The organism is Flavobacterium sp. 2755, from assembly GCF_031455715.1.
GTDB lineage: Bacteria > Bacteroidota > Bacteroidia > Flavobacteriales > Flavobacteriaceae > Flavobacterium.
Genome location: NZ_JAVDTG010000001.1, coordinates 289,552 through 316,500 on the forward strand (window position 1 = coordinate 289,552; position 26,949 = coordinate 316,500).

The 26,949-nt window shown below is 34.1% G+C and carries 23 protein-coding genes; 19 read left to right on the top strand and 4 right to left on the bottom strand.

The features are described from left to right. Positions 1 to 157: 157 nt before the first annotated feature. The 4 genes from J2Y38_RS01135 to J2Y38_RS01150 are packed head-to-tail and all read left to right on the top strand — an operon-like array spanning position 158 to position 2,553. The gene (locus J2Y38_RS01135) at positions 158 to 763 is read left to right on the top strand and encodes an NAD(P)H-dependent oxidoreductase (RefSeq protein WP_309838782.1); all 606 of its coding nucleotides are present in this window, start codon (positions 158 to 160) and stop codon (positions 761 to 763) included. A 2-nt stretch (positions 764 to 765) separates the two neighbouring features. Beyond that, positions 766 to 1,044: a putative quinol monooxygenase gene (locus J2Y38_RS01140; protein WP_309838784.1), complete on the top strand. Its 279-nt coding sequence runs from the start codon at positions 766 to 768 to the stop codon at positions 1,042 to 1,044. Next, positions 1,044 to 2,033, top strand: a complete 990-nt coding sequence (locus J2Y38_RS01145; RefSeq protein WP_409025132.1) for a zinc-dependent alcohol dehydrogenase family protein — start codon at positions 1,044 to 1,046, stop codon at positions 2,031 to 2,033. Before J2Y38_RS01140 ends, J2Y38_RS01145 begins: the two co-directional genes overlap by 1 nt. A 58-nt stretch (positions 2,034 to 2,091) precedes the next feature. Further along, on the top strand, positions 2,092 to 2,553 hold the full coding sequence (locus J2Y38_RS01150; protein ID WP_309838788.1) for a DUF3291 domain-containing protein: 462 nt from the start codon (positions 2,092 to 2,094) through the stop codon (positions 2,551 to 2,553). 99 nt (positions 2,554 to 2,652) lie between these two features. On the opposite strand, the gene J2Y38_RS01155 is transcribed toward J2Y38_RS01150, so the two are convergent. Continuing rightward, the gene (locus J2Y38_RS01155; protein WP_309838790.1) at positions 2,653 to 3,360 is read right to left on the bottom strand and encodes a class I SAM-dependent methyltransferase; all 708 of its coding nucleotides are present in this window, start codon (positions 3,358 to 3,360) and stop codon (positions 2,653 to 2,655) included. 201 nt (positions 3,361 to 3,561) lie between these two features. Here J2Y38_RS01155 and J2Y38_RS01160 point away from each other — a divergent pair, with 201 nt between their 5' ends. Together J2Y38_RS01160 and J2Y38_RS01165 are read left to right on the top strand one after the other, a co-directional pair. After that, a complete protein-coding gene (locus J2Y38_RS01160; protein WP_309838792.1) occupies positions 3,562 to 4,449 on the top strand; it encodes a LysR substrate-binding domain-containing protein in 888 nt (295 codons plus the stop codon). A 392-nt stretch (positions 4,450 to 4,841) separates the two neighbouring features. Then, entirely contained in the window at positions 4,842 to 6,122 is a 1,281-nt protein-coding gene (locus J2Y38_RS01165; protein WP_309838794.1) for a DUF2130 domain-containing protein, read from the top strand. A gap of 162 nt (positions 6,123 to 6,284) precedes the next feature. On the opposite strand, the gene J2Y38_RS01170 is transcribed toward J2Y38_RS01165, so the two are convergent. Next, positions 6,285 to 6,716: an META domain-containing protein gene (locus tag J2Y38_RS01170; protein WP_309838796.1), complete on the bottom strand. Its 432-nt coding sequence runs from the start codon at positions 6,714 to 6,716 to the stop codon at positions 6,285 to 6,287. Positions 6,717 to 6,831: 115 nt separating this feature from the next. After that, positions 6,832 to 7,611, bottom strand: coding sequence for an META domain-containing protein (locus tag J2Y38_RS01175; protein WP_309838799.1), 780 nt, complete (start codon positions 7,609 to 7,611; stop codon positions 6,832 to 6,834). A gap of 268 nt (positions 7,612 to 7,879) precedes the next feature. Between J2Y38_RS01175 and nirB the strand changes: the two genes are divergently transcribed. The 11 genes from nirB (at position 7,880) to J2Y38_RS01230 (ending at position 20,714) form a co-directional block, all read left to right on the top strand. After that, positions 7,880 to 10,393 carry a nitrite reductase large subunit NirB gene (gene nirB / locus J2Y38_RS01180; RefSeq protein WP_309838802.1) on the top strand — a complete coding sequence of 838 codons (2,514 nt, stop codon included), beginning with the start codon at positions 7,880 to 7,882 and terminating at the stop codon, positions 10,391 to 10,393. Positions 10,394 to 10,665: 272 nt separating this feature from the next. Then, positions 10,666 to 11,043: a nitrite reductase small subunit NirD gene (nirD, locus tag J2Y38_RS01185; RefSeq protein WP_053470260.1), complete on the top strand. Its 378-nt coding sequence runs from the start codon at positions 10,666 to 10,668 to the stop codon at positions 11,041 to 11,043. Between the two features lie 247 nt (positions 11,044 to 11,290). Continuing rightward, entirely contained in the window at positions 11,291 to 11,875 is a 585-nt protein-coding gene (locus J2Y38_RS01190) for a DUF4202 domain-containing protein (protein WP_309838806.1), read from the top strand. A gap of 9 nt (positions 11,876 to 11,884) precedes the next feature. Continuing rightward, positions 11,885 to 13,693, top strand: coding sequence for an ATP-binding protein (locus tag J2Y38_RS01195; protein ID WP_309838808.1), 1,809 nt, complete (start codon positions 11,885 to 11,887; stop codon positions 13,691 to 13,693). Positions 13,694 to 13,975: 282 nt separating this feature from the next. Beyond that, positions 13,976 to 14,635: a response regulator transcription factor gene (locus J2Y38_RS01200; RefSeq protein ID WP_309838810.1), complete on the top strand. Its 660-nt coding sequence runs from the start codon at positions 13,976 to 13,978 to the stop codon at positions 14,633 to 14,635. A gap of 98 nt (positions 14,636 to 14,733) precedes the next feature. Next, a complete protein-coding gene (locus tag J2Y38_RS01205; RefSeq protein ID WP_309838812.1) occupies positions 14,734 to 16,233 on the top strand; it encodes an MFS transporter in 1,500 nt (499 codons plus the stop codon). A gap of 80 nt (positions 16,234 to 16,313) precedes the next feature. Then, a complete protein-coding gene (locus J2Y38_RS01210) occupies positions 16,314 to 17,576 on the top strand; it encodes an alginate export family protein (protein ID WP_309838814.1) in 1,263 nt (420 codons plus the stop codon). 141 nt (positions 17,577 to 17,717) lie between these two features. Next, the gene (locus tag J2Y38_RS01215; RefSeq protein WP_309838816.1) at positions 17,718 to 18,083 is read left to right on the top strand and encodes a hypothetical protein; all 366 of its coding nucleotides are present in this window, start codon (positions 17,718 to 17,720) and stop codon (positions 18,081 to 18,083) included. Positions 18,084 to 18,776: 693 nt separating this feature from the next. Beyond that, positions 18,777 to 19,490, top strand: a complete 714-nt coding sequence (locus J2Y38_RS01220) for an endonuclease/exonuclease/phosphatase family protein (RefSeq protein ID WP_309838818.1) — start codon at positions 18,777 to 18,779, stop codon at positions 19,488 to 19,490. 3 nt (positions 19,491 to 19,493) lie between these two features. Beyond that, on the top strand, positions 19,494 to 20,114 hold the full coding sequence (locus J2Y38_RS01225; RefSeq protein WP_309838820.1) for a class I SAM-dependent methyltransferase: 621 nt from the start codon (positions 19,494 to 19,496) through the stop codon (positions 20,112 to 20,114). A gap of 57 nt (positions 20,115 to 20,171) precedes the next feature. Further along, positions 20,172 to 20,714: a transglycosylase domain-containing protein gene (locus J2Y38_RS01230; protein WP_309838822.1), complete on the top strand. Its 543-nt coding sequence runs from the start codon at positions 20,172 to 20,174 to the stop codon at positions 20,712 to 20,714. Positions 20,715 to 20,733: 19 nt separating this feature from the next. On the opposite strand, the gene J2Y38_RS01235 is transcribed toward J2Y38_RS01230, so the two are convergent. Then, positions 20,734 to 21,438 (bottom strand): Crp/Fnr family transcriptional regulator, encoded by a 705-nt coding sequence (locus J2Y38_RS01235; RefSeq protein WP_309838824.1) that lies wholly within the window; start codon positions 21,436 to 21,438, stop codon positions 20,734 to 20,736. 175 nt (positions 21,439 to 21,613) lie between these two features. Between J2Y38_RS01235 and J2Y38_RS01240 the strand changes: the two genes are divergently transcribed. Then, on the top strand, positions 21,614 to 25,132 hold the full coding sequence (locus J2Y38_RS01240; protein WP_309838826.1) for a molybdopterin-dependent oxidoreductase: 3,519 nt from the start codon (positions 21,614 to 21,616) through the stop codon (positions 25,130 to 25,132). 269 nt (positions 25,133 to 25,401) lie between these two features. Then, entirely contained in the window at positions 25,402 to 26,844 is a 1,443-nt protein-coding gene (locus J2Y38_RS01245; protein ID WP_309838828.1) for a rubredoxin, read from the top strand. The last annotated feature ends 105 nt before the right edge of the window (positions 26,845 to 26,949 follow it).

The window sequence follows — 26,949 nt, forward strand, 5'->3', positions numbered from 1 at the left end:
TGTTTCAAAAAAAAATCTCAAAAAATTAAATAATTAGAATTTGGGCGTGTCCCTTCGGGGCGGGCTTTCGGCTATATCTTTTATTCCGCTATCGCTTCATAAAAGGATACCGCCTCTATCCCTCACGCAACCCAGATTCATCAGAACAAAAAGTAAAATGAAGAAAATATTTATCATCAACGGAAGTCAAAATTTTGCACATTCAGGCGGAAAATTCAATGAAACCGTTACCGATTGGACAATTGAATACTTAAAAAACAGTAACAAATTCGAAATTAGAACAACCGACATCAAACAAAACTTTGATTTAGACGAAGAAGTAGAAAAATTCGTTTGGGCAGATGTTGTAGTATATCACACGCCAGTTTGGTGGTTTCAATTACCAAATCTTTTCAAAAAATACATCGACGACGTTTTCACAGCCGGACACCAAAAAGGAATTTACAAAAGCGATGGAAGAAGCCGAGTAAATCCTGACATCAATTACGGGACAGGCGGACAATTACACGGACGTAAATATATGCTGACTACAAGTTGGAATGCACCGGCAACTGCCTTTACACTTCCGGGAGAATTCTTCGAAGAAACATCTGTAGATCAAGGAGCTATGTTTGGTTTCCATAAAATGAATAAATTTGTAGGTATGGAAAAATTAAACAGTTTCCATTTTCACGACGTTGAAAAAGGTGCAACTGCAGAAAACATTGTCATCTTCAAAGAAAATTACACCAAACATTTAGAAGAAACCTTTAAAAACTTATAATCATGATCTCTATCACTGCAATTATAAAAAGTAAACAAGAAAATATTGAAGAAGTTAAAACCCTGATTCAAAACCTTGTTACACAAACCAGAAAAGAAGAAGCGTGCGTTCGTTACGATCTACACACAACCGATAATGTATTCATTATTTGGGAAGAATGGAAAGATCAGGCCGGACTTGATATCCATAACAATCAACCGCATTTACAAGATTTTATTACTAAAAGCGAAGCATTAACTTCTGCACCAATTCAGGTTTACAAAACAATCCAAATACTTTAATAAATAAAGCTATGAAAGCACTTTTTACCAATACATACGAATCTGAGTTCGTAAAAACTGAAATTGAAAAACCAGCTCCAAAAAAAGGAGAAGTTTTAGTTAAAATACACGCAAGCGGTGTAAACCCAATCGATAACAAAATCCGACTTGGACTTTCACCTTATGCATCGCCTGTTTTACCAGCTGTTTTAGGAACAGATCTTGCCGGAGTAATTGAACAAGTTGGCGAAGACGTAACGGATTTTAAAGTTGGTGACGAAGTTTACGGACTTGCCGGCGGCGTTCTTGGCCTTCAGGGAACTTTGGCAGAATATACTGCTGTCGATGCAGATTTATTGGCAATAAAACCGAAAAACTTAACCATGAAAGAAGCAGCTGGAATTCCGTTAGTTTTACTTACCGCTTGGGAAGGTTTAATTGACAGAGCCAGAGTTCAAAAAGGAGATAAAGTACTTGTTCACGCAGGAGCTGGCGGAGTTGGGCATATGGTTGTACAACTGGCTAAAATTTTTGGTGCAGATGTTTATGCAACGGTTTCTTCTCAAAAAGCAGAAATCGTTAAATCGTATGGAGCAACCGCGATTGATAAAAATACACCCGTTGAAGATTACGTAAATCAATACACAGACGGAAAAGGTTTTGATGTTATTTACGATACCATTGGAGGTCAATCTTTTGATGATTCACTTAAAGCTATTCGTCATTACGGCCAAATTAGCAGCTGTTATGCTTTTGGGACTCATACTTTAGCAATAAGTTCACTTCGTAATGCAAGTATTCATGGCGTTTTTGTTTTACGTCCAATGATTGGTAACGAAGGAAGAAAACATCACGGGCATATTTTAAAAGAAACCACAAAATTTATTGAAGAAGGAAAACTAAAACCATTAATTGATCCAAGAAAATTCAATTTAGACAATGCTATGGAAGCTCACAAAGCTGTTAGTGATAATTCTGCCATTGGAAAAATTGTTGTAGATATCGTTTAATTCTTTCTAGGATATATTTCAAAAAAAACTAAATTGCTTCATAATTAACAATATAAATATGAGCGAATACCATTTAGCAGAAATTAATATTGCCAAAATGAAAGGAGTCGATATCAACGACCCAATCATGAAAGAATTTGTCGACAATTTAGATTTAGTAAATACTTTAGCCGAAAAAAGCGAAGGATTTATCTGGAGATTAAAAGACGATAGTTACAACGCAACAAGTTTAAATCCGTATAATGATGAGCAAATTATCATCAATGTATCGGTTTGGGAAAGTATCGAAACTTTGGAACATTATATGTACAAAACTTTTCACAGCGAGTTTTTAAAACGTAGAAAAGAATGGTTTCAGAAATTCGGAAAAGCACACACTGCCATGTGGTGGATTCCCGCAGGACATATTCCAACAATGGAAGAAGCTGTTGAAAAGCTGGATTATTTACAACAAAACGGAGCATCAGAACTTGTTTTTGACTTAAGAACTAAATTCCCTGCTCCAAAACAAATTGCATAGTTTTTTTGTTTGCCACGAATTACACTAATTTGCACTAATTTTTATTCTCAAAGAAAAATTTAATTCGTGAAAATTAGTGTAATTCGTGGCAAACCTTTTTTATTTAATTCCGCCAAAAGCACCAAAACACATATTCTTGTGTAAAATTTCAACGCTTTTAAAACCAACCCTTTTCATCAAATCCAATTGGTAATTCATTGATCTTGGCGTATCTTCTTTAGCAATATAATCAAATACATTCTGGCGATATTCTGCCCCTCCTATTCCTTCTAAATATTCGCCGTAGCGCTGCCAGGTATATTCATTCAACAAATCAGTATCCTGTGTGATTAAATCTGAAATCATAAAACAACCACCCGGTTTCAATAATTTAAACAACTTTGTAAAAGTAGTTTCCCAATCTTCATCATCTCTTAAATGATGTAAAACCGCACCAGCCAAAATAATATCGAAACTATTTTCTTCTAAATCTACTTCCCTAATATCACCTTGTTTAATTTCAACTTTTCCATTTGTTTCTGCTGAAACCCTTTCAAAAGCTTTATCCAACATTGGCAAACTCAAATCAACCAAAGTGCAGTTTAAATTTGGCAATTTAGACAACATCATTAAAGTGTAATTTCCCGCACCGCAGCCAATATCCAAAACATAAGTCGCATTTGGAACAATTCGTTTTGAAGCTTCCGTAATTAATTCTAACGAAACTTTCGCGTCAATAGTCGACAATTGCCCTGTTTCTAAATTCGAAAATCGTTCAACATCATTATCAAATCGTTCTTTAATTTCAGTAATAGTTGATTTTTTCATAGTCATTGTTTTTTTATTGCCCACGGGTTTTACGGATTAAACGGGTTGACGCAGATATTATTTAATCTTTATATAAAACAAATCAGTGCGAATCTGTTTCATCCGTAAAATCCGTGGTCCATTATTTTTTTTCAAAACTATTCTTTTCATAAATACTTTAAAAATACTATTTTTATCAATTAATAATACTTTTAAAGTATCATGGAATTACGTCATCTAAAATATTTTTTGGCTGTAGCCGAAGAACTGAACTTTACTAAAGCATCAGAGAAACTATTTATTTCGCAGCCGCCATTAAGTCGTCAAATTATCGAATTGGAAGAAGAACTTCAGGCGAAGCTTTTCATTCGGAACAATAAAAAAGTAGAACTTACTGAAGCTGGAAAATATTTCGAAGAAGAAGTCAAAGCACTTTTTCAAAATTTGGAACATATCTCTTTAAAAACAAAAAAGATTGCCGAGAATGTTTCGGGCGAATTTAGTATTGCTTATATCAGTTCTATTTATTCGGCAGTTATTTCAGATTTAATAAAACATCTAAAAATACAATTTCCGTATGTGAATTTCAAGCTTTTTGAAGTTTCTACCACAAAGCAAATTGATGCTTTAGAACAAGGAAAAATCGAAATGGGAATTATACGTTCTCCCATAAAATCTCCTAAAATAAAATCGCATTTATGGTTTCAGGATGGATTTTCAATTGTATTCAATAAAAACAACATTCAGCTAAAATCTGAAAAAGAGATCTTGAATTTAAAAGAGGAAACTTTCGTGTTTTTCAACAAAGATTACGCACCACATTATCATGAAGTTTTATTAGAGCTTTGTGCATTTTATGGCTTTACGCCGAAGATAATTCACGAAGCCAATAATATTAATTCCATCGTACAATTAGTCAAAAACGGATTAGGAATTTCGATTGTTCCTTCGAATATTGCCAAAAATAATCAAGATCCAGAAATAGGCCTTATTGAATTAAAAAAAGTCAATTTACGAACAGATGTTTCGATTATTACATCAAAAGAAGACGAATCTGAGATTACAAAAGCTGCGGTTGAATTTTTATTGCATAAAAGTAGTTCTCGCTAAGATTGCTTTATAATTTAATCTCGCAAAGTCGCAGAGCCGTAAAGTTTTTTTTGAGTTGCGTCCAGCTTTAGCTGGATGGAAAAAAGAATTAAGTTTAAAAGGCTTTAGCCAAATCTAATAGTTGTTTGGCCAAAGCCTTTTCCTATTCATCTTTTGTACCTCCAGCTAAAGCTGGAGGCAATTCAAAAATCCTTTTAATCTTTTTAATCTGTGGCTAAAAAAACTTTGCGACTTCGCGACTTTGCGAGATTAATCAAAACTAATTCGTGAAAATTAGTGTAATTCGTGGCAATCAAAAAAACGTTACAATTTATCACACCAATCTCACCCATAAAAAGAGAACTTTTAAATACCTTAGCAAATTATAATTCTACAAAATAAAATCAATAAAAATGGCTGAACAATCTTCAATTCAGTGCCCAAACTGCGGAACTCCTATCGATGTCAATGATGTTTTAAAACATCAGTTGGAAGATAGTATACGCAAAGAATTTCAACAAAAAGCAACGATCCAAAATAAAGAATTAGAACTTAAAAAAGAGCAGCTCGAAAAAGCCAAAGCCGAATTTGAAGCTAAAAAGAAACAGGAAAACGAACTTTTTGCCGAGCGTTTAGAGCGTGAGAAAAAAACGGCAGAAAAAGAAATTTCTGAAAAAGTAAAAGCCAAACTCGAAGAAGAAAACAAAGATCGTTTGCTTTTAATGGAAAAAGAACTCTCTGAAAAATCAGAAAAAATCAGGGAATTAAATAAAATGGAAGGTGAAATTGCAAAATTACAGCGTGAAAAACTGGAAATGAAAGAAGCAATTGAAGCCGAAGCACAAAAGCAATTAAATGCCACTCTGGTTTTAGAACGTGATAAAATCCGCAAACAGGAAGAAGAGAAAAACGAGCTGAAAATCAAGGAATACCAGAAACAATCTGACGATCAAAAAAAGCTGATCGAAGAAATGAAACGCAAGCAGGAACAAGGCTCTATGCAGTTACAAGGGGAAGTAATGGAATTAGCGATTGAAGAATGGCTGGCAAATAATTTCCCGCTTGATAGTATCGACGAAGTTAAAAAAGGTGCAAATGGTGCTGATTGTCTTCAAATTGTAAACACGCGCGAACTACAAAATTGCGGTTCTATTTATTACGAAAGTAAAAGAACAAAAGCTTTTCAGCCATCTTGGATCGAAAAGTTTAAAAACGATATCAGAACTAAAAGAGCCAATATCGGCGTTTTGGTAACCGAAGTTATGCCGGCCGGAATGGAACGTATGGGAATGCGCGACGGAATCTGGATTTGTACGTATGAAGAATTTAAAGGTTTAAGCGCTGTTTTACGTCAGTCACTAATTCAGGTAAGTCAGGCCGTTCAGGCACAGGAAAACAAAGGCGATAAAATGTCGATGTTGTATGATTTTTTAACAAGCAACGAATTCCGTTTGCAGATTGAAGGAATTGTAGAAGGTTTCACCCAAATGCAAGGCGATCTTGATGCAGAGAAAAGAGCGATGCAGAGAATCTGGAAACAACGTGAAAAACAAATCGAAAAAGTAGTTCACAATACTTTAGGAATGTACGGATCGATTCGTGGAATTGCCGGAAATGCGGTTCAGACTGTACGAGCTTTAGAATTGGATTTTATTGAAGGGGATGATGAAGATCCTAAAGAATTATTGGAATAACAATGCGAGATGGCACGCGGATTAAACGGATTTGCTTACGCGAAAATGCAGATGTGCACAGATTTTTTTTATCTTTTGATGAGAATTAAACATAATATTGTCGTTCCTCGAAATGACAAAATAAAAAAGGCTTCGAAATTAATCGAAGCCTTTCATTTTTAATTAACCTTTTTTAAAGGACATTGTAAGTCCAAACTGATTAGAAAGATAAAGTTTGTTGTTTTCAATAGAATAACCAGAAGTCGTTCTTAATAACTGCATAAATTCACCTTCTTTTTTTGCATCACATTTTTTAGTTTCTGATGTAAGATTAGGAAACTTAAGTTTTCCGGCACCATCAGATTCTAAACTTCCTTTAATACCATTGCATCCTGTTGATCCAGAAAAACTTGATGAAGACATTTCTAATTTTGGAGCGTTGGAAAAATCTTTATCCGTAATTACTTTTCCGTTTAAATTCTCTAAAATCCAGGTTTGTTGTAATTTCTTTTCGATTGCATTTTCGTTAGTCGCAGCTACAGAATTTGTAGTCTTACTTGATTTGCAGCTGTAAGCTAATGACACCGCAATAAACAACATTAAAATCTTTTTCATGTAAAATAAATATTTATAAGTTTTATTTTACAAAAATATTCCAGCTTTAAGTCATTTTTATATTACTATAAGTCATTTTTAAACCATTCTAGGACATTTTTAAAACTCAAAAACATTAATCTACTTTCTTAAAAACCAAAAGTTTACCCGAAGGATTTGATAAAGTCAATCTATTGTTTTCAATACCATAAGTAGTCGTATTTTGAAGCGCTTTTGTAAACTCCCCCTCTTTATTTCCCGGCGCACAAGCCATTAAAGTCGAAATAACTTTAGAGAATCGAAGTAAATTCTTTTCATAAAAAATAGTTCCGCTTATCGCGTTACAGCCTCCGTAACCCATAAATCTATTTTCAGAAGAGTTGATTTCAATTCTTGGCAATTCTCTTTGAAAGTCAGTTACAAAAACTTTAAATCCGTTGAGTTCTTCCAAAACCCAAATATCATGTAAGCGATAATCCGTATTATATTTTCCGCAGCCGCCATTTTTTTTGGTTTCTAATTCTGAATTATTTTTAATTTCTATCGAAACTTTATAAGGTGAAATGGCTCCCGACATTGAATTCTGGCAATCTACCTGCTGAATTGTAATAGTTGCTGTCGAAGTTTCGTTAGCAATTTTATACATCTTAACATTAGCATCCATCTCTTTGATTGCATCAACAGGTGCAAAAACAAGTTTTTCTTTTCCCGGAATTAATGAAGTAAATATAATTTCCTCATTTCCCATCTTTAAACCCCAAAACGGTTCATTTCCGGTTGCTGTAAAATAATATTTCATTTCATCTTCCTGAGAACCATATTCAGAAATAGTTTGTGTATTTGAAGTTTTGTCTGCTGTAGGTTTACAGCCAGTCATTACAGAAAGTAAGAACAAAAGTGAAAGTATATTTTTCATAACGTTTTATTTGAAATAACATCATTTAACAAAATACAAGTAAAATTCTTATGAATTTACGACAATATTTTGAATTTCTTATTTAGAATCTTTTCAAATTTAAAATAATTATCAGTATTCCATTTCATTAAAAACCCGCACTACGTAAAAGATTACGATGAAATACGTATTCTCCAAATACTACATCTACTTAAAAAAATATACTCAATACGTATTTTTATAAGTATTAATACTTATATTTGCGTAGTAATACTTAATTAAAGAAATCATGATTAGAGTAATAGTAGTTGGAAACGGCATGGTTGGTTATAAATTTTGTGAAAAGTTCATTGCAAAATCAGGACAGGAAAAGTATCAAATTACCGTTTTTGGTGAAGAACCAAGGCGCGCTTACGACCGTGTTCATTTAAGTGAATACTTTGGAGGAAAAACGGCCGATGATTTATCATTATCAACAACCGAATGGTATGCTGAAAACAACATTATTCTAAATACATCAGAATTAATTACAGATATAAATCGTACCGAAAAAACAATACATACACATTTAGAAAAAACACATACGTACGATTACTTAGTTTTAGCAACAGGTTCATCAGCTTTTGTTCCGCCAATTGACGGAGTCGAAAAAGAAGGCGTGTTTGTATACAGAACTATCGAAGACTTAGATGCTATTATGGCTTACGCCAAAAAGATAAAACAAAAAGGCGCAACCGAAGCCGCTGTCCTTGGCGGAGGATTATTAGGTCTTGAGGCTGCAAAAGCCGTTAGGGATTTAGGATTGAACCCGCATGTTGTCGAATTTGCTCCGCGTTTAATGCCGAGACAATTAGATAAAGGTGCAAGTGATATGCTTCAATCAAAAATTGAAGAATTAAATATTGGAATTCATCTTAACAAAGCAACACAATATATAGATGGAAAAGAAAGTATAACGGGAATGATGTTTGCTGACGACGAATTGTTAAAAGTAGACATGTTGGTTATATCTGCCGGAATTAAACCTCGCGACGAATTAGCTCGAGTTTCAGGACTTGAAGTGGGTTTACGAGGCGGAATCGTGGTAAACAATCAAATGCAGACATCAGATCCTTCTATTTATGCAATTGGCGAAGCGGCACTTTACAATCAAAACATTTATGGACTTGTTGCTCCGGGTTACGAAATGGCAGATGTCGCTGCAGAGCAAATCTTAAATGGTTCTAAAACCATGAGAGAAACCATCGATATGTCGACACAATTAAAATTAATTGGTGTCGAAGTTGCGAGTTTTGGTGATCCTTTTGTTGAAAATGAAAACGTAACCGCCATTATTTATGAGAATAAATTAAGCGGTGTTTATAAAAGAATCAATGTTACCAAAGATTCTAAAACACTTTTAGGCGGAATTTTGGTTGGAGATTCGAGCGATTATAATTCACTTTTCCAGATTTACAGTAACGAAATGGCATTACCTAAAAATCCGGAAGATTTGATTTTAGGCTCTCGTGACGGTTCTGAAGGTTCAAGTTTAGGAAGCGTAATGGATTTGCCAGATACAGCTGTAATTTGTTCTTGCGAAAATGTTACCAAAGGCGCCATCTGCTGTAAAATTTTAGATGAAAGCTGCGCTAGTTTTTCAGATGTTGTGAAAGCAACTAAAGCTACTTCTGGCTGCGGCGGCTGTAAACCAATGGTTTCAGATTTGGTAAAAGCCACTCAAAAATCACTTGGAAAAGAAGTTAAAGAAGTAATCTGTGAGCATTTTAGTTATACACGTCAGGAATTATTCGATTTGGTAAAAATCAATAAATACGAGAATTTTTATGATGTTTTAGATCATCACGGAAAGGGCGACGGCTGCGAAGTTTGTAAACCAGTTGTAGCCTCTATTTTCTCCAGTATTTATAACGATACGGCAAACAAACATGTTACTACTCAAGATACAAACGACAGATTTTTGGCTAATATTCAACGAAACGGAACGTATTCTGTAGTTCCCAGAGTTGCCGGAGGTGAAATTACTGCCGAGAAATTAATTGTTATTGGCGAAGTAGCCAAACAATTCGATTTATACACCAAAATTACCGGAGCGCAAAGAGTCGATTTATTTGGAGCGCATTTAAGTGATCTGCCTAAAATCTGGAAAATCTTAATTGACAACGGTTTTGAAAGCGGTCATGCTTACGGAAAATCGCTTCGTGCCGTAAAAAGCTGCGTTGGAAATGCCTGGTGTCGCTACGGAATGGACGACAGCGCCGGATTTGCCATCGAACTTGAAAACAGATACAAAGGAATCCGTTCTCCGCATAAATTAAAAGGCGGTGTTTCGGCCTGCATTCGTGAGTGTGCGGAAGCAAGAGGAAAAGATTTCGGATTAATTGCCGTTGAAGGCGGCTGGAATTTATACATCGCCGGAAATGGTGGTGCAAATCCAAAACACGCCGTTTTATTAGCAGAGAAAATTGATAAAGAAACGGTTATCAAATACATGGATAGATTCTTAATGTATTATATCCGTACCGCTGGCCCGCTGATTCGAACTTCGACCTGGTTAGAAAAATTAGACGGAGGTTTAGACTATTTAAAACAAGTTATAATCGAAGACAGCTTAGGAATCTGTGAAACATTAGAAGCCGAAATGCAGACTTTGGTAAACACTTTTGAATGCGAATGGAAACAAGTTCTGGAAAAACCAAGATTATTAAAACGCTTTAATCATTTCGTAAACTCAGACGAGAAAGACGACAATGCTGTTTTTGTTCCGTTAAGAGATCAAAAAGCGCCAAAAGCCTGGTCATAAATTAAAATATACAAAACACATAGAGACATAGATTTTGCAACCCAAAAATGTTTTTCACTTCTCTAGTTTAGAAATGATTTTCTTTTGACAATTCTTTTTTCAATTTTAAGTCTATGTCTCTATGTGTTTCAAAAAATAAAAAATAAGCTCCAAAAAACAAAAAAATATCAATAACGTTTGCTGTCCTTCTTACCCTCTTTTTTACTGCGCCATCAAAACTCTCTTGATTGTAAAAAGAGGGCTAAGAAACAGGAAATCAAAACTCAATCAAAATGGAAGAAATCTTAAATCAATACGAAACAGTTCATGCGAGCGATGCAACAATTTGGTTTAAAGCGGGCAAAGTTGAAGATTTCCCTACTAATCGCGGCGGCTGCATTAAATACAAAAACAAGCAGATTGCTATTTTCAATTTCACACGCCGTAATGAATGGTACGCCTGCCAAAACGCCTGTCCGCACAAAATGGAAATGGTACTTTCAAGAGGAATGACAGGATCTACAGATGATATTCCAAAAATTGCCTGCCCAATGCATAAAAAAACATTCTCACTAGTAGATGGTTCTAACTTAAATGGAGACGATTTTAAAATTGCAACCTATCCGATTAAAGTAGTTGAAAATGAAGTTTTTGTTGGATTTGTAGATTAATTTTAAAGCCACAGATTTCACAGATTAAAAGGATTAAAATTATTTGCCACGAATTTCACGAATTAGCACGAATTAAATTAGTGGAATTCGTGAAATTCGTGGCAAAAAAACTTAACACCAGATTAAATCCAAAAAATCCTTTAATCTGTGGCAAAAAAACAAAAACAATAATTCGTGCTAATTCGTGAAATTCGTGGCGAAAAAAAACTTAATTCCGTATCTTTGAAATCTATTATCAAACCAAAAAATGACTACACCTTTTCAAAAAGCAAGCGAATGGATTGATGCTGAAAACGCTCAGGATCCAAACCTCGAAACCGACCAAAACAAAGAATATCCAAAAGAATTATTGTATTCAAACAGGATGTACGAAAGACTGATGCAGTTTGAACCCAATGCTTCAGAAGAAATTCAGATTGCGTCAAAAGCACAGCACATCTGCCGATGGAAAGTTGCTCGTGAATCATATCCAATGGATCGTGTGGGTTATTTGAAATGGAGAGAAGAATTGAAGAAATTCCACGCTAAAACTACAGCCGAAATTCTTGAGAAAGCAGGTTACGATCAGGCTTTCATCGATCGTGTTTCATTTCTAATAGAGAAAAAATTACTTAAAAAAGATCACGAAACACAATTATTAGAAGATGTAATTTGTCTCGTTTTTTTAGAATATTACTTAGAACCTTTCGTTCATAAACACGATGAAGAAAAGCTGAAAAACATCATCAAAAAAACCTGGGATAAAATGTCAGACAAAGGACATCAGGAAGCCTTAAAAATCAATTATTCTGAAGAAAATTTAAATCTTATAAAAGCATCTTTAGGATTGTAAACTGACTTTATGAAGAAAAGCAATCAGGAAGAAGATAAAATCACATTCAAAAATTTACGCCGTCTGTATTTTTTTGCACTTCTTACTATTGCTTTAACTATAATTGTCAGTCAGGTTTTAGTTCAATACAATTTAAATCAGCAGTTAAGCGATTCTAAAATTATTAACTTTTCGGGAAAGCAAAGAATGCTGAGCCAGAAAATTGTCAAAGAAGTTCTGATTCTGCATTATGTTTCTGATACTGCTTCTGCTAAACAAATTTCACATTTACAAGATGTTTTATCACTTTGGAAAAAAAACCAAAATGCACTCGAAAATGGCAGTGACAGTTTAGCTTTTCCAAAAGAAAAATCAGAAACACTCAGTAAATTATATCTGGAAATCAATCCAATTTTCAATAAAATTGCACAAACAACCGATTCGTTTTTATTGAATTTAAAGCAGAAAAAACAATCCGCAGAAAATCAAAAACTAGTAAATACAATTTTAGAAAACGAAGGTTATTTCCTTTCAAAAATGAATCAGATTGTAACCCAATACGATCTAGAAGCACACGAAAAAGTTACAGAACAGCGCAAAATAGAATATTGGATTTTTGGTTTTACCTTATTGGTCCTGCTTTTAGAATTCTTCTTCATTTTCAAGCCAACAAATAAAAAGATAGAACGATTAATTACAAGACTTTTATCTTCAGAAAAGAAAGCTTTAAAACTGGCTTACGACACTGAAATCATCAGTGAAATCAAAGAAAATTCGGTTAAAGAATTAAAATCGCTTAACTACGCAATGGAGAATACTTTACTCTATTGCCGAATTGCGCCCGATGGTTCGATCATTCATATTGGAGAAAAATTTGCCAAACTTTTAAACTATACCAAATTTTCATCTAACAAAAAATTCTCAGAAGTTTTAACCGTTGATGAAAAAGAGCAAATCAATATTGACCGACTTATTTTTGAAAAACAAAGAAGCGGCTGGCAGGGCGAAATCAAAATTTTAAACAAAGAAAATCAAACCATTTGGCTGGATTTATCAATGGTTCCCGTAACCATTAAAAAAGACGAACTGGAACTTTTGATTGTTTGTTTCAACATTACCGAACGCAAAAAAGCACAGCGAGAAGTCGAACGTTTAAATCTTGAAAACACAACCGAAAAAATCAATCAGCAAAAGATTATTTCGAGCAAAATTGTTGAAAATCAGGAAAACGAACAAAACCGAATCGCCAAAGAAATTCACGACGGAATTGGACAAATGCTTACTGGTTTAAAATTCAGTCTGGAAAGCATCAATTTAGACGACAAAGAAAAATCAGAACAAAAAATTGAATACCTAAAAAAACTTTCGTTAGATATTATAAAAGGTGTACGAACCGCAACTTTTAATTTAATGCCTCCGGAATTAAGTGATCACGGAATCGTTTCTTCTCTGGCAAAACTAACACAGGAACTTTCAAAACTAACCGGAAAAGAAATCCTTTTCTACAATAAAACCGATTTCGACCAGCGTTTAGATTCCTTAATCGAAATCAATATTTATCGCCTTACACAGGAAGCCATAAACAACGCCATAAAATACGCCGAATCCTCACATATTATCGTGCAGCTTTCACACAGCGAAACACTTTTAAGCGTTATTATCGATGATAACGGCAAAGGTTTCGATATCAATACAGTCGATAAAAAACGAAACAGCGAATCCGGAATGGGACTTTTATTTATGAAAGAAAGAATTCAATACATCAACGGCCGCGTTTTCATCAACTCAATTCCGGGAGAAGGAACAAGGATTACTTTTAATATCCCGATACTTAAATAAGATATAATTTGATAATTAGATAATTTACGTAAACGTCTAATCATCGTTTGTCAGGCTGAGCGAAGTCGAAGCCCGCGCAATCTAAATCGACAATCTTTGTAGAGCTGCTTACGTGGGCTTCGACTTCGCTCAGCCTGACAATACTAAGTACAATTGTATAATTTAGAATTTCCAACATTAGAAATTTTAATGTTAGAAATTAAAATCTAAAAAATTACGTATATTAGCGTCTTCTTTATAGATGAATATACGTAAAATTCCAAAACCAAAATTAAGTAAACTATGAGTAATATCATTCGTGTAGTCCTGGCAGATGATCATGTTTTTGTTAGAGACGGAATCAAATCCCTTTTGGAAAACGAAGCAAACATTGAGGTTGTGGGCGAAGCAATTGATGGAGCCGACGCTCTTGACGTAGTAGCGGAAAGCAAACCCGATTTACTTATAGCCGATATTCGTATGCCAAACTTAACCGGTATCGAACTAGTAGAAAAACTTAGAAGCGAAAATAATAACATAAAAATTATTATGCTTTCGATGCACGAATCGGAAGAATACGTATTGAAATCCATAAAAGCCGGAGCCGATGGTTATTTATTGAAAGGTTCAAGCAAAGAAGAATTTTTAAAAGCACTTCATACGGTTTCTGCCGGAGGAAAATACTTCAGCGGAGACATTTCATCTATCTTAATTGGTCAATTGACAAATCCTTCAAATTCATTAGAACCTAAGCAAAACTTAAGTGACGAAATGATGATTACCAAAAGAGAAAAAGAAATCCTGACTCTTTTATTATCCGGAAAAGGAAACAAAGAAATCGCCGAAGCACTTGACATTAGTAAACGAACTGCAGAAGTACATCGTTTTAACCTGATGAAAAAGTTAAAAGTAAAGAACCTAATGGAACTTTCTAATAAAGCAACTGAGTATTCTTTGATTTAAAAAAATACGTATAAATACGTAATTATTTTGCAAAAACTGCGTTTTAGCATGTTTTAACTAAGTTATAGTACTTATTTTTACAAAAAAATATAAGTGCTATGAAAACTACAAACTCATTATCTCAATCACACAAAATTTTATTTTTGAACACATTGGCTTTTACCGTGTGTTTTGCCTGCTGGACATTAAACGGCGTTTTAGTAACCTTTTTAGTCGATAACGGAATTTTCCACTGGAGCGTTGTTCAGGTGGGATGGCTTTTAGGAATTCCAATTCTAACGGGTTCAATAATGCGTCTACCTATTGGAATCCTGACAGATAAATTTGGTGGAAAATATGTTTTTTCACTTTTACTGCTTCTCAGCTCGATTCCATTGTTTCTTCTTCCCTACGCTGACAGCTTTTTTATGTTTGCTTTGCTAAGTTTCTTCTTCGGAATGGTCGGGACAAGTTTCGCAGTCGGAATTGGTTATACCTCTATTTGGTACCCAAAAGAATGGCAGGGACGCGCTTTGGGAATCTTCGGAATGGGAAATGCCGGCGCAGCCATAACAACTTTTTTAGCTCCTTCCCTATTAAATCATTTTTCGATCGAAGATCTACAAAACGGCTGGAAAATACTTCCTGTTATTTATGCTGTTTCTTTAGTGGTAATTGGAATTGCCTTCTTGATTTTCACACAAAATAAAAAACCAGAAAACAATACAAAAACAGTTTCTCAAATGCTGGTTCCTTTAAAATCAGCCCGAGTTTGGCGTTTTGGAGCGTATTACTTTTTAGTTTTTGGCTGTTTTGTAGCCTATTCACAATGGCTTTTACCAAATTTCATGAACGTTTATCAAACCAGCTTAGTTATGGGTGGTTTATTTGCCACTATGTTCAGTCTTCCTTCTGGCGTAATCAGAGCATTTGGAGGTTATTTATCAGATAAATTCGGTGCCAGAAAAGTGATGTATTGGGTTTTAGGATCTTCAGTAATTTTAAGCGCTTTATTAGCTATTCCGAAAATGGAAATTACAACTACTGGCCCAGGTGTTTTAGCAACCAAAAAAGGAACTATTACCGCTGTTACCAATGACAAAATTAAAATTGGTGAAACAGATTTTGCGGTCGCACAGAAAAAAGAAAACAATGCTGAGAATGCTATTTTTCCAACTTCAACTTCATGGCAGCAAGTTGTTGTTGCAGAAAACCAAGCTGTTAAGAAAAAAGAGCTTTTAGCAAAAGGAATCACAGTTATTAAATTTGATGCCAATATGTGGGTTTTCTTAGTTTTAGTAATTCTAATTGGGATTTCATGGGGAATTGGAAAAGCCGCAGTTTACAAACATATTCCGGAATATTTCCCAAATGAAGTTGGTGTTGTAGGCGGAATGGTTGGAATGATTGGCGGTTTGGGAGGTTTCTTTGGCCCTATTATCTTCGGATATTTATTAACTGCAACCGGAATCTGGTCTAGTTCATGGATTTTTATTCTGCTTTTTTCAACCGGATGTTTGGTCTGGATGCACTATGCCATTACCAAAAGTGTTAGCAAAAAACAAGCTAAAACAGTAAAAACAATTGAAAAACAGCAACTTGTACCAGTTACCAATTAAATAACAAAATAAATGATTTTTATCATTAGCAAAGACTTAATTTTCTTATAATTTTACGCCATCAAAAAATTACCAGTTTTATGAAAAAATTAAAATTAATCGTTCTATTACTTTTAGGCGTAACTGCTGCACAAGCGCAAGAATTAGATGTAAATTTACAAATAAGGCCGCGTTTTGAATATCGAAACGGATACAAATCTCTTTTACCAGAAGGTCAAAAAGGTACATCACAAATCTCACAGCGTTCTCGCTTAAATTTCAATTATAAACAAGAAGATTTAATTGTAAAATTAACGCTGCAAAATACCAGAACCTGGGGAGATGTAGTTCCAGCTGCAACAGCAGATAAAAATGGAGTTGCTGTTTTCGAAGCTTGGGCACAATATAATTTCACCGAAAAATGGAGCGCCAGAATGGGACGTCAGGTACTTTCGTATGATAATCAGCGTATTTTAGGAGAACAAGATTGGGGACAACAGGCACAAAGTCATGATGCACTTACAGTTTCGTTTCATACTGAAAAACAAAAATTAGATTTTGGAGGAGCTTATAACTCTACTGCCGAAAATTTAATTCAGACACCTTATACAGTTGCAAATTATAAAGCTATGCAATATGCTTGGTATCATAACCAATTTAATGAAGCTTTTGGTTTGAGTTTTCTATTACTGAATACTGGTTACGAATATGCTCCTAATCCTAATCCTGATAACAAACTATTAGTAGATTACACACAGACTTTTGGGCCTTATTTAGCTTATAAAAAAGGTAAAATTGATACTAGTTTTTGGGCCTATGGTCAAACTGGGAAAAGCACAGATCAACAAGTAAGCGCTTGGAATGCTGCTGCTAACTTTGGGTACCAAATAACAGAATCTTTTAAAGCTGGTTTAGGATATGAATTCCTTTCTGGAAAAGATACAAACGACGCAAGTACTGTTATTAAATCTTTCAATCCTATTTTTGGAACCAACCATGGTTTTAACGGTTATATGGATTATTTCTATGTTGGAAATCATTTAAAGAATGTTGGTTTACAAGATGCATTTGTAAAATTAAATTACAATGTAAACAAATGGCAGTTTGCTTTGATTCCGCATGTGTTTTTATCTGCTGCTGATGTAGTAACGCCAGCTGAAAAATTAGATTCATATTTAGGAACTGAAATTGATGCAACTTTTGGTTATAACTTCAAAAAAGATATAACAGTTTCAGGAGGTTATTCTCAAATGTTTGGTTCTAAAACTTTAGAATTTATTAAAAATGGAGATGCCGGCCATACTAACAATTGGGCATGGTTAATGATTTCTGTAAATCCTAGAATTTTTAGCTGGAAAAAATAATTTTTCTTCAAAATTCACTTCAATATTTTACCCTTTTCCTATTTCGGAAAAGGGTATTTTTTTTATTTACAAAAAACTTAGTATATCTCGTTTAATTAATTATATTTGAATCGATTACGAACCCCAAATTCTATCCCCCAAATGAAACAATTTTTAAAACTATCAATGTTAACCTTCATTGTTACGCAGCCTGGTATTGGCCAAAAATACAATGATGCTTTAATTTCAAAAAACTCTGAAATTAATTTCGCAAAAACACAAAAAAGAGGCATTAAAAAAGACAACATTATTTATTATGTTGAAAATGATCTGCAAACCATTTCGGCTTACAAAAGAAGTAAACTAAAATGGCAGACCAATGTAATTTCTGTTTGCGGAAAACCAAAAAAAGGAGAACCTGAAATTAGATATGTAGGATATAATGCAAACAAACTGCTTATCGTTATCGGAAAACATAATTTTGCTGAAATTGACATTAATAATGGTGAAACAAAATTTGTTGGTTAAGATTGAAAATACCAAGCACTATTTAATCTAATTTTCTAAAATATACATTTTTAATTTACCCTTTTTCAGTTTTGGAAAAGGGTATTTTTTTGTACAAAGCACAAATACTTTTAATATTAAATTAGGTACATTTGGATAAAGATCATCAAGAAATTAAAGAAGTCTATTTTATGAAATTTAAAAACATACTTATTCTATTGGTTTTCATAATCTTGTTTTTTATAATTGGCTTATTTTATGACACAGAGTACAGAATTTTAACTCGAACCCTTGTATGTCAAATTGCTAATTATGACTTAAGATTTTATGGAGGAAAAGAGTTTAGGTTTTTTATTCCTGATTTTGGTTTTATATTAACGATAATTCCAATTGGTTTTTACATAATCACTATTCTTAAAAAATCCGGAAAAACCAACTTTATTTCGGTTTTAATCTTTATCCCTCTTCTGATATTATATTACTTTTTCTTTTGTTATTTAGAATCTCAAATTATAAAATACACAACTGTAGCTGACAATAAAAACATTTACTATTATCATCACAGCAACGTAAATTATAGATTAATTGCCTTTTCATCCATTGTTACATCTTTAATTTCAGAATACTTTCTTCTGTATATTAGGAAGAATAGAATTCAAACCTAATCAAGAATTTTCAAGTTTAAATATTTTAAATCCGATATAATTTTCTCAAATGAAACTCATAGCTTGGAATTGCAACATGGCATTCAGAAAAAAAGCAGAATTCATTCTAGCCCACAATCCTGATATTGCAGTAATTTCTGAGTGTGAAAATCCTGAAAAATTAAGATTTCCTGCTAATATTCAATTGCCAAACGACATTCTTTGGTACGGAACAAATCCGCATAAAGGACTTGGTGTTTTCTCTTATAGCAATTATCGGTTTCAATTGTTAGATTGCCATAATCCAAACTTTAAAAATATCTTACCAATAGCCGTAACTGGAGGAAAATTAGATTTTATCTTATTTGCAATCTGGGCAAACAATCCTGAAGATAAAGACGGACAATATGTAACCCAAGTTTGGAAAGCAATTAATTATTATGAAGATCTAATTCAAGAAACCAAAACCATATTAATTGGAGATTTCAACAGCAATACCATTTGGGATAAACCACGACGAGAAGGAAATCATACAACGGTTGTAAACAAATTAAGCGACAAAAATATTTTTAGCACGTATCATAAATATTTTAATCAAATTCAGGGTAAAGAAGAGCATCCAACTTTATATCTTTATAGACACGAAAACAAACCGTATCATCTGGATTACTGCTTTGCTTCAAATGATTTTATTGAAACTCTGGAAAGTGTCGAAATAGGAACTTATCAAGACTGGACTGCGCTCAGCGACCACAAACCTTTAATAATTAAATTCAATATATAAACCATGAACAACTGGACTCAGCGATGGGACGACCGTTACAGCAGCGAAGAGTTTGCGTACGGCGAAGACCCCAACAATTATTTAAAAGAACAATTAGAAAAACTAAATCCCGGCGCTATTCTTTTTCCTGCTGAAGGCGAAGGACGAAATGCCATTTTTGCAGCAAAATCAGGCTGGAAAGTTTCTGCTTTTGATATTAGCGAAGAAGGAAAAAACAAAGCTTTAAAACTGGCTGAAGCAAACAATGTTTCAATTGATTATCAAGTCGGCGAATTAGAAACGCTGGATTTTCACGAAGATCAATTTGATGCGATTGCTTTAATTTACGCGCATTTTCCGGCAGAAATTAAATCGGCAATTCACAAACAGCTTGACAAACTATTACGCAAAAATGGTATTATTATTTTTGAGGCTTTCAGCAAAAAACATTTAGAATATCTTGCTGTAAACGAAAAAGTAGGCGGTCCAAAAGATATCGAATCTCTATTTTCTATCGAAGAAATCAAAAGTGATTTTCTGAATTATGAAATCATCGAATTAGAAGAAAAAGAAATCGAACTTAACGAAGGTATATTCCATAACGGAAAAGGTTCTGTAATTCGATTTATTGGCAGAAAAAAATAAATTATACTCGACGTGGAGACGCACTGCGGTGCGTCTCTACAAAAACGCTTTTTTTTCATGGTAAAAAAATCTTTAAAAATATTTATCGGATTGGTCATTATTTTGGTAATCACAATTGCAGTTTTACTAAGCGACTTTAATCCTATTTATAAAAATGAAGAGTTTTTATTTATAACCAAAGAATTAAATAATGCTCAAAAAGAAGATTTTCAAGCTTTCATTTTTACTTACAATAAAATTTATGAAAAAATAAAAGAGCCAAGTTGTCCTTGTCAAAATGCTGCAAATAATATTCGAACCGATATTAGAAATACTTCTTTATTAAAAAGAACTCTTTATTGGTTAAAAATAAAAAAAGAATTTAGTCATGACGAATGTCTTAAATTCGTTTTAATAAACTACGATTTTGGATTTGATAACATTGGAATAAAAGATGCTTCAAAATTTTACTTCAAAAAAGATTTAGAAAAACTCAATGAAAAAGAAATAATAACTTTAGTTGTAATATTTCGAAATTCAGGACTATATAATCCTATCCAAAACAAAAAGAAACTTGATGCTAAAGTTTTATTATTTGAAGAAATACTGCACAACAAATAAGTACTAATACGTAAATAAATTAGAAATATTTATGCTCCATAATTTCAGATCTCAATTCTGAAACTTCCAAAATCCCAATTCGTTTTCCAACCGTTTTAATAAGCGATTCTTTTTTCAAACTCGAAATTACACGTATCGCCTGCTCTTCTGTCGTTCCGGCAAAATCCGCAATTTCTTTTCTCGAAAGATCAATATCAATTAAACCATTGATTTGTCCAAACTTGCGATGAATATAAAGCAATAAATCAATCACACGTTCACGAACATTCATATGCGCAATTTTACGAATATTGTTTTCGCTTTTGTTTAATTCTTCGGCATAAAATAACATTAAAGCATATGTAAATTCAGGAACTTGCTTTAAAATATCTAGCATAGTTTCATTGCTAAAATTGCATAAAACCGTATCTTCCAGCGCATAAGCACCAATCAAATATTTTTTACCAGTTCCAAATCCGCGAAATCCAATTGTATCTCCGTTTTTTGTGAGGCGAACAATTTGTTCACGTCCATTAATTCCGGTTTTTACTGTTTTTACTTTTCCTTTGCAAATAAAGTAAAGTCCTTGCAGCGGCGCACCTTCCGTAATAAATTGATCCGATTTTTTGCAGACAATATTTTGCTTTTTAGAAACAAATTGGCTCATTTGTTCTAAATGCAGATGTTTCTTGATAAAACAATTTTCATTGATACAAGAATAACAAGCGGTTTGTTCTTCTTTCATGAGTCCAAATTTTTATCGGATTAAAAACTAATTTGTTGTTACTCATTTGATTTGATCAAAAATAGAAAAATAAATTTAAAAAATACGTATTTATACGTAAAAATACTTATTTTTGTATAAGTGATTTATCTAAATCCCTGCAGATTCAAGAAATAGTATCTAAAAAAGAACTGTAATGCAAAATACCAAAATCAAAACTACCTGTTCCTATTGTGGCGTTGGCTGCGGCATAATCGTAACCAACGATGCCAAAAACGGCGTAATGGTAGAAGGCGACAAAGATCATCCGGTTAATAAAGGAATGTTATGTTCTAAAGGAATGAATCTGCATTACGTAGTCAACGATACTTCAGACAGAATTTTATATCCGGAAATGCGCGGCAGTAAATCCTATCCGCTGGAACGTGTAAGTTGGGATACCGCACTTGATCGCGCGGCAGCCGTTTTTTCTTCAATAATAAAAAAACACGGACCAGACAGCGTTGGATTTTATATTTCGGGACAATGTTTAACTGAGGAATATTATTTGGTAAACAAACTCGTAAAAGGTTTTTTGAAAACCAATAATATCGATACCAATTCCCGACTTTGCATGAGTTCTGCTGTTGTGGGTTATAAAAAGACTTTTGGAGAAGATTCTGTTCCAATTGCTTACGATGATATCGAACTTGCCGATACACTTTTAATTACAGGTGCAAATCCCGCTTGGTGTCATCCCATTTTATTTCGAAGAATTGAAAAACACAAAGAGAAAAATCCTAAAACAAAAATAATTGTAATCGATCCGAGGCGAACAGACACAGCCGCTTTTGCTGATATCCATTTACAGATTATTCCCGGATCAGACATTATTTTATATCATGCCATCGCCAAACGTATTATCGAAAAAGGCTATGTCGATCATGATTTCGTTAAAAATCACGCAGAAAATTTCAAACAATATAAAGATTTAGTTTTAGGTACTTCTTTAGAAAAAGCTTCCAAACTCTGCGGAATTCCGGTAAACGATATAAAACTCGCTGCCGATACGATTGGAAAAGCAAAAGGTTTCCTTTCGTTTTGGGCAATGGGATTAAACCAAAGTGCTGTTGGCGTTGACAAAAACACCGCTTTGCTTAATTTATCTTTATTAACAGGACAAGTTGGAAAGCCGGGTTCAGGACCTTTTTCTTTAACGGGGCAGCCCAACGCAATGGGTGGACGTGAAGTTGGAGGAATGGCAACACTTTTGGCCGCGCACAAAGATATTGCCAATCCAACGCATAGAAAAGAAGTCGCAGATTTTTGGGGCGTTGATGAACTTTCAGATAAACCGGGATTGACAGCAACAGAAATGTTTGACGCTTTAGAATCTGGAAAAATGAAAGCCGTTTGGATTATCTGTACCAATCCGTTAGTGAGTTTGCCTGATTCCAGAAGAATTGAAAAAGCGCTTCAAAACGCTAAATTCGTAGTCGTTCAGGATATTTCGCATAATGCTGATACCGCAAAATTTGCCGATTTACTTTTGCCTGCCGCCGGATGGTTAGAAAAAGAAGGAACCATGACGAACTCAGAACGTCGTATTTCTTATCTTTCAAAAGGTATAAATGCGCCTGGCGAAGCACTTCCGGATATTGAAATTCTAATTCGTTTTGCAAAAAAAATGAATTTCCACGGATTCAATTTTAATAGTGCCGAAGAAATCTACAAAGAACATTGCGCGCTTACCAAAGGCACCAACATCGATATTTCATTTTTAAATTATCATCGTTTAAAAACCGAAGGCACTTTTCAATGGCCCGTTCCAGATTACGGACATCCGGGAACTCCCCGCCTGTTTACCGATAAAAAATTTTATACGCCGTCACAAAAAGCTATTTTTAACCTTCCGGTTTCAATAGAAAATACATCGGTACAGCCAAATGCTGAATTTCCGTTTATTTTAACAACGGGAAGAATTCGCGATCAATGGCATACCATGACAAAAACCGGAAAAGTATCAAGATTGCTGACTCATATTCCGAGTCCGGTTTTAGAAATAAATCCAATTGATGCTTTTAAAAATGAAATTAAAAATGGTGATATCGTTACCGTTACAAGTAAAAATGGCGAAGTTCGCGTAAAAGCAAAAGTTACGGATTCCATTAAAGAAAAAGTAGTTTTCTTACCCATGCATTGGGGAAAACAACTTGAAAATGATTTAAACCGAACCAACAATTTAACCAATACAGTTGTTGATCCCGTTTCAAAAGAACCTGATTTTAAATTCACAACCGTTTCGATTACAAAATATGTAAAGCCATTTCAAAAAATTGCAATTGTAGGCGCCGGAGCAGCTTCTTTTAGGTTTATTCAAAACTATCGCGAATTCAATACAACCGATGAAATTATTGTTTTTTCGAATGAAATAAATCCATTTTACAATCGTGTTTTACTTCCGGAATATATGACGGGAGAATTCACTTGGGAACAGCTTTTAAAAGTAAAAGATGGCGAGGCTTTAAATAAGCTCAACATTACCATGAAAGCCGGAGTTGCGATTGATAAAATAGATACAGCTAATAAAATTATAAAAGACAGTTTAGGCGAAACGCACACTTTCGACTCACTAATTTTAGCCACCGGAAGTCGTCCTTTTATTCCAGAAAATGCACAGCTTCATCTTCCGGGCCGATTTACTGTACGAAGAAAAGAAGATGCAGATCGTTTAAAAAAACATCTTGACAGCACTAATCTTCCGCCCGAAGAACAACATGTTGTTATTATTGGCGGTGGATTATTAGGATTAGAATTGGCCGCCGCTTTAAAACATAAAAAAGTAAAAACAACCATAATTCAAAGAGCTTCCCGTTTAATGGAACGTCAGCTGGATTTAATTTCCAGTAAACTATTGGCAGAGGAAGTTCAGCTTCGTGATATTCAGATTTATTTTGACAACGAAGTCAGCACTGTTTTTGAAACCGATAATCCAAACGAAATTGAAATCGCACTGAAAAGCGGCAGGATCATTACCGCAAATGCCATCGTTTATACCATCGGAACGATTCCAAATATAGAAATTGCCCGAGAAAGCGGTCTTTCCTGTGGACGCGGCGTGAAAGTAAATCAGTATTTACAAACTTCAAATCCTGATGTTTTTGCGATTGGAGAAATCGCAGAATTCAATAATAAATTATTCGGAATCACTTCGGCTGCCGAAGAACAGGCCGATATTCTGGCTAACTTTTTAGCGGGTGATATCAGCAGTTATTATAAAGGTTCGGTTTTAATGAATATTTTAAAACTCGAAGATTTAAATCTTTGCAGTATTGGTGATATTGAAATTCCGGAAAACGACGATTCATTCGAAGAAATTGTTTTTGCCGATTTGAAAAAACGTTATTATAAAAAATGTATCGTAAAAGACGATTTGCTTGTTGGCGCGATTTTAATGGGCGATAAAAACGAGTTTGCCGAATTCAAAACGATGATCGAAAGCAAAATCGAATTATCAGACAAACGAAATTTATTATTAAGAGGAAGTTCAAGCGCCAAACCTGTTTTAGGAAAATTAGTATGTTCCTGCAGTCAGGTTGGAGCCGGAAACATCGAAGAAACAATTAAAAGCGGTGTCAATAATTTCACCGATTTATGCAAAAACACAGGCGCCGGTTTAGGCTGCGGAAGCTGTAAAACAGAGGTTAAAGAGATATTGGCGAAATGTAAGGTTTAGTTGATTTTGTTAGATTGTGCTGATCTAACCGCAAAGTTTCGCAAAGATTTATATTCTCTGCTTAAGATTATTTTCTAAAGAAAAAAGTTCACAAAGCTATGCGCTAAATCTTTACTTAATACTTTGTGAACTTTGGCAACTTATTAAAGATAAAGTAAAAAACCTTTGCGAAACTTTGCGAAAACCCTTTGCGAACTTTGCGGTAAAATTTATACCCAAAGTAAAGCAACCTGAAACCTGAAACAAAGAAAACCTGAAACAAAGAACAAATGGAGTTAACAAGATTAATAGTAAAAGGAGGCGTTATTTCGCCGGGAGAGTTGAGAGAAGTCGTTAATATGGCTGCAGATCAAGGACTGGATTCCATTTCATTTGGTTCGAGACAAGATATTATTTTCCCAAAAGGTTTTACATCTTTGGACAAAACGGCTTTAGGAAAACATCATTTTGTTTATCCCGATCAAAAAAGCGGTAATAATATTGTTTCGTCTTATGTTTCGACAGATATTTTCAGAAATACAAATTGGCTTACCGGAAATAAATTCCTTTATATATTGGAACTTTTTAAAGAACAGCCTAAACTTAAAGTCAACATCAATGATCCAAAACAGCAATTGGTTCCGTTGTTTACCGGACATCTAAATTTCATTGCTTCAGAACACGAAGATTATTGGTACCTATATATTCGTTTACCAAAATGGGAACGCATGGAAGTTTATCCCGTTTTGATTTACAGTTGGGATATTGCCAAATTTTATTACGAAATCGAAAAAATTACTGCTGAAGAATCTATCGGAATCGATTTGATTTTTAATCTCGTAAGCGAAGCTTTAGATACCAATAACAGAACAATCGACAAACCTTTAAATATTCCGTTTTATCCGTTTCCGTATTACGAAGGAATGAACAGAATGGGAATCGATCAATATTGGTTAGGATTATATTGGCGAAATAATTTATACGATCTCGATTTTCTAAAAGAAATGTGCGATTTATGTTTCGACTGTAAAATCGGGAAAATCTGCATCACGCCCTGGAAATCTTTTATCATAAAAGGAATTCCAAAAGACCGAAAACTCGAATGGGAAAAATTCTTAGGCAAACGCGGAATCAACGTTCGTCATTCGCTGTTGGAACTCAACTGGCATTTACCCGTTGCAATGGAATGGGCATTGAACCTGAAAACATTTTTGGTTCGTACGCTCGATCAATTTGATATTAGTACTTACGGATTGAATTTCGGAATTTCCGAATACAATCGTGACGGGCATTATTTTACTTCTATCGTAATTGAAAAAAATGAACTTCCAGCTGCTTTAGAATCTATTAAAATTCGTGATACTTATAATGTATTGTTTGCGAAGAATTTCGACCCAAATACACGTGAATACATTGTACATTCGCAAGACATTGACAAACTCGAACTGCCAACGATTTTAATTGAATTAAGCCGAAAATATTTCAACGAACTCGGAAATGCAACAACAGAATCCACCGAAAAAACACAGAAAAAAGAAAAACCACAACAAGATATTTATCAATGTCAGGAATGCTTAACGCTTTATAAACCTGAATACGGAGACGAAAGCCAGGGAATTCCAAAAGGCATTTTATTTACAGATTTAGGCGAAGATTATTGCTGTTCGTTATGCGAAGCACCAAAAAGCAATTTCAAAATTCTGGACACAAGCGATAGCGAACTAACGAAGTAAATTGCAGAGAATTAATATCATCATAATAATTAGGAGCTTATTCCTGCTGTCTGCTATATCTTTTATGGTGAACCCCACCATAAAAGGATGCCGCTCCCATCAGGG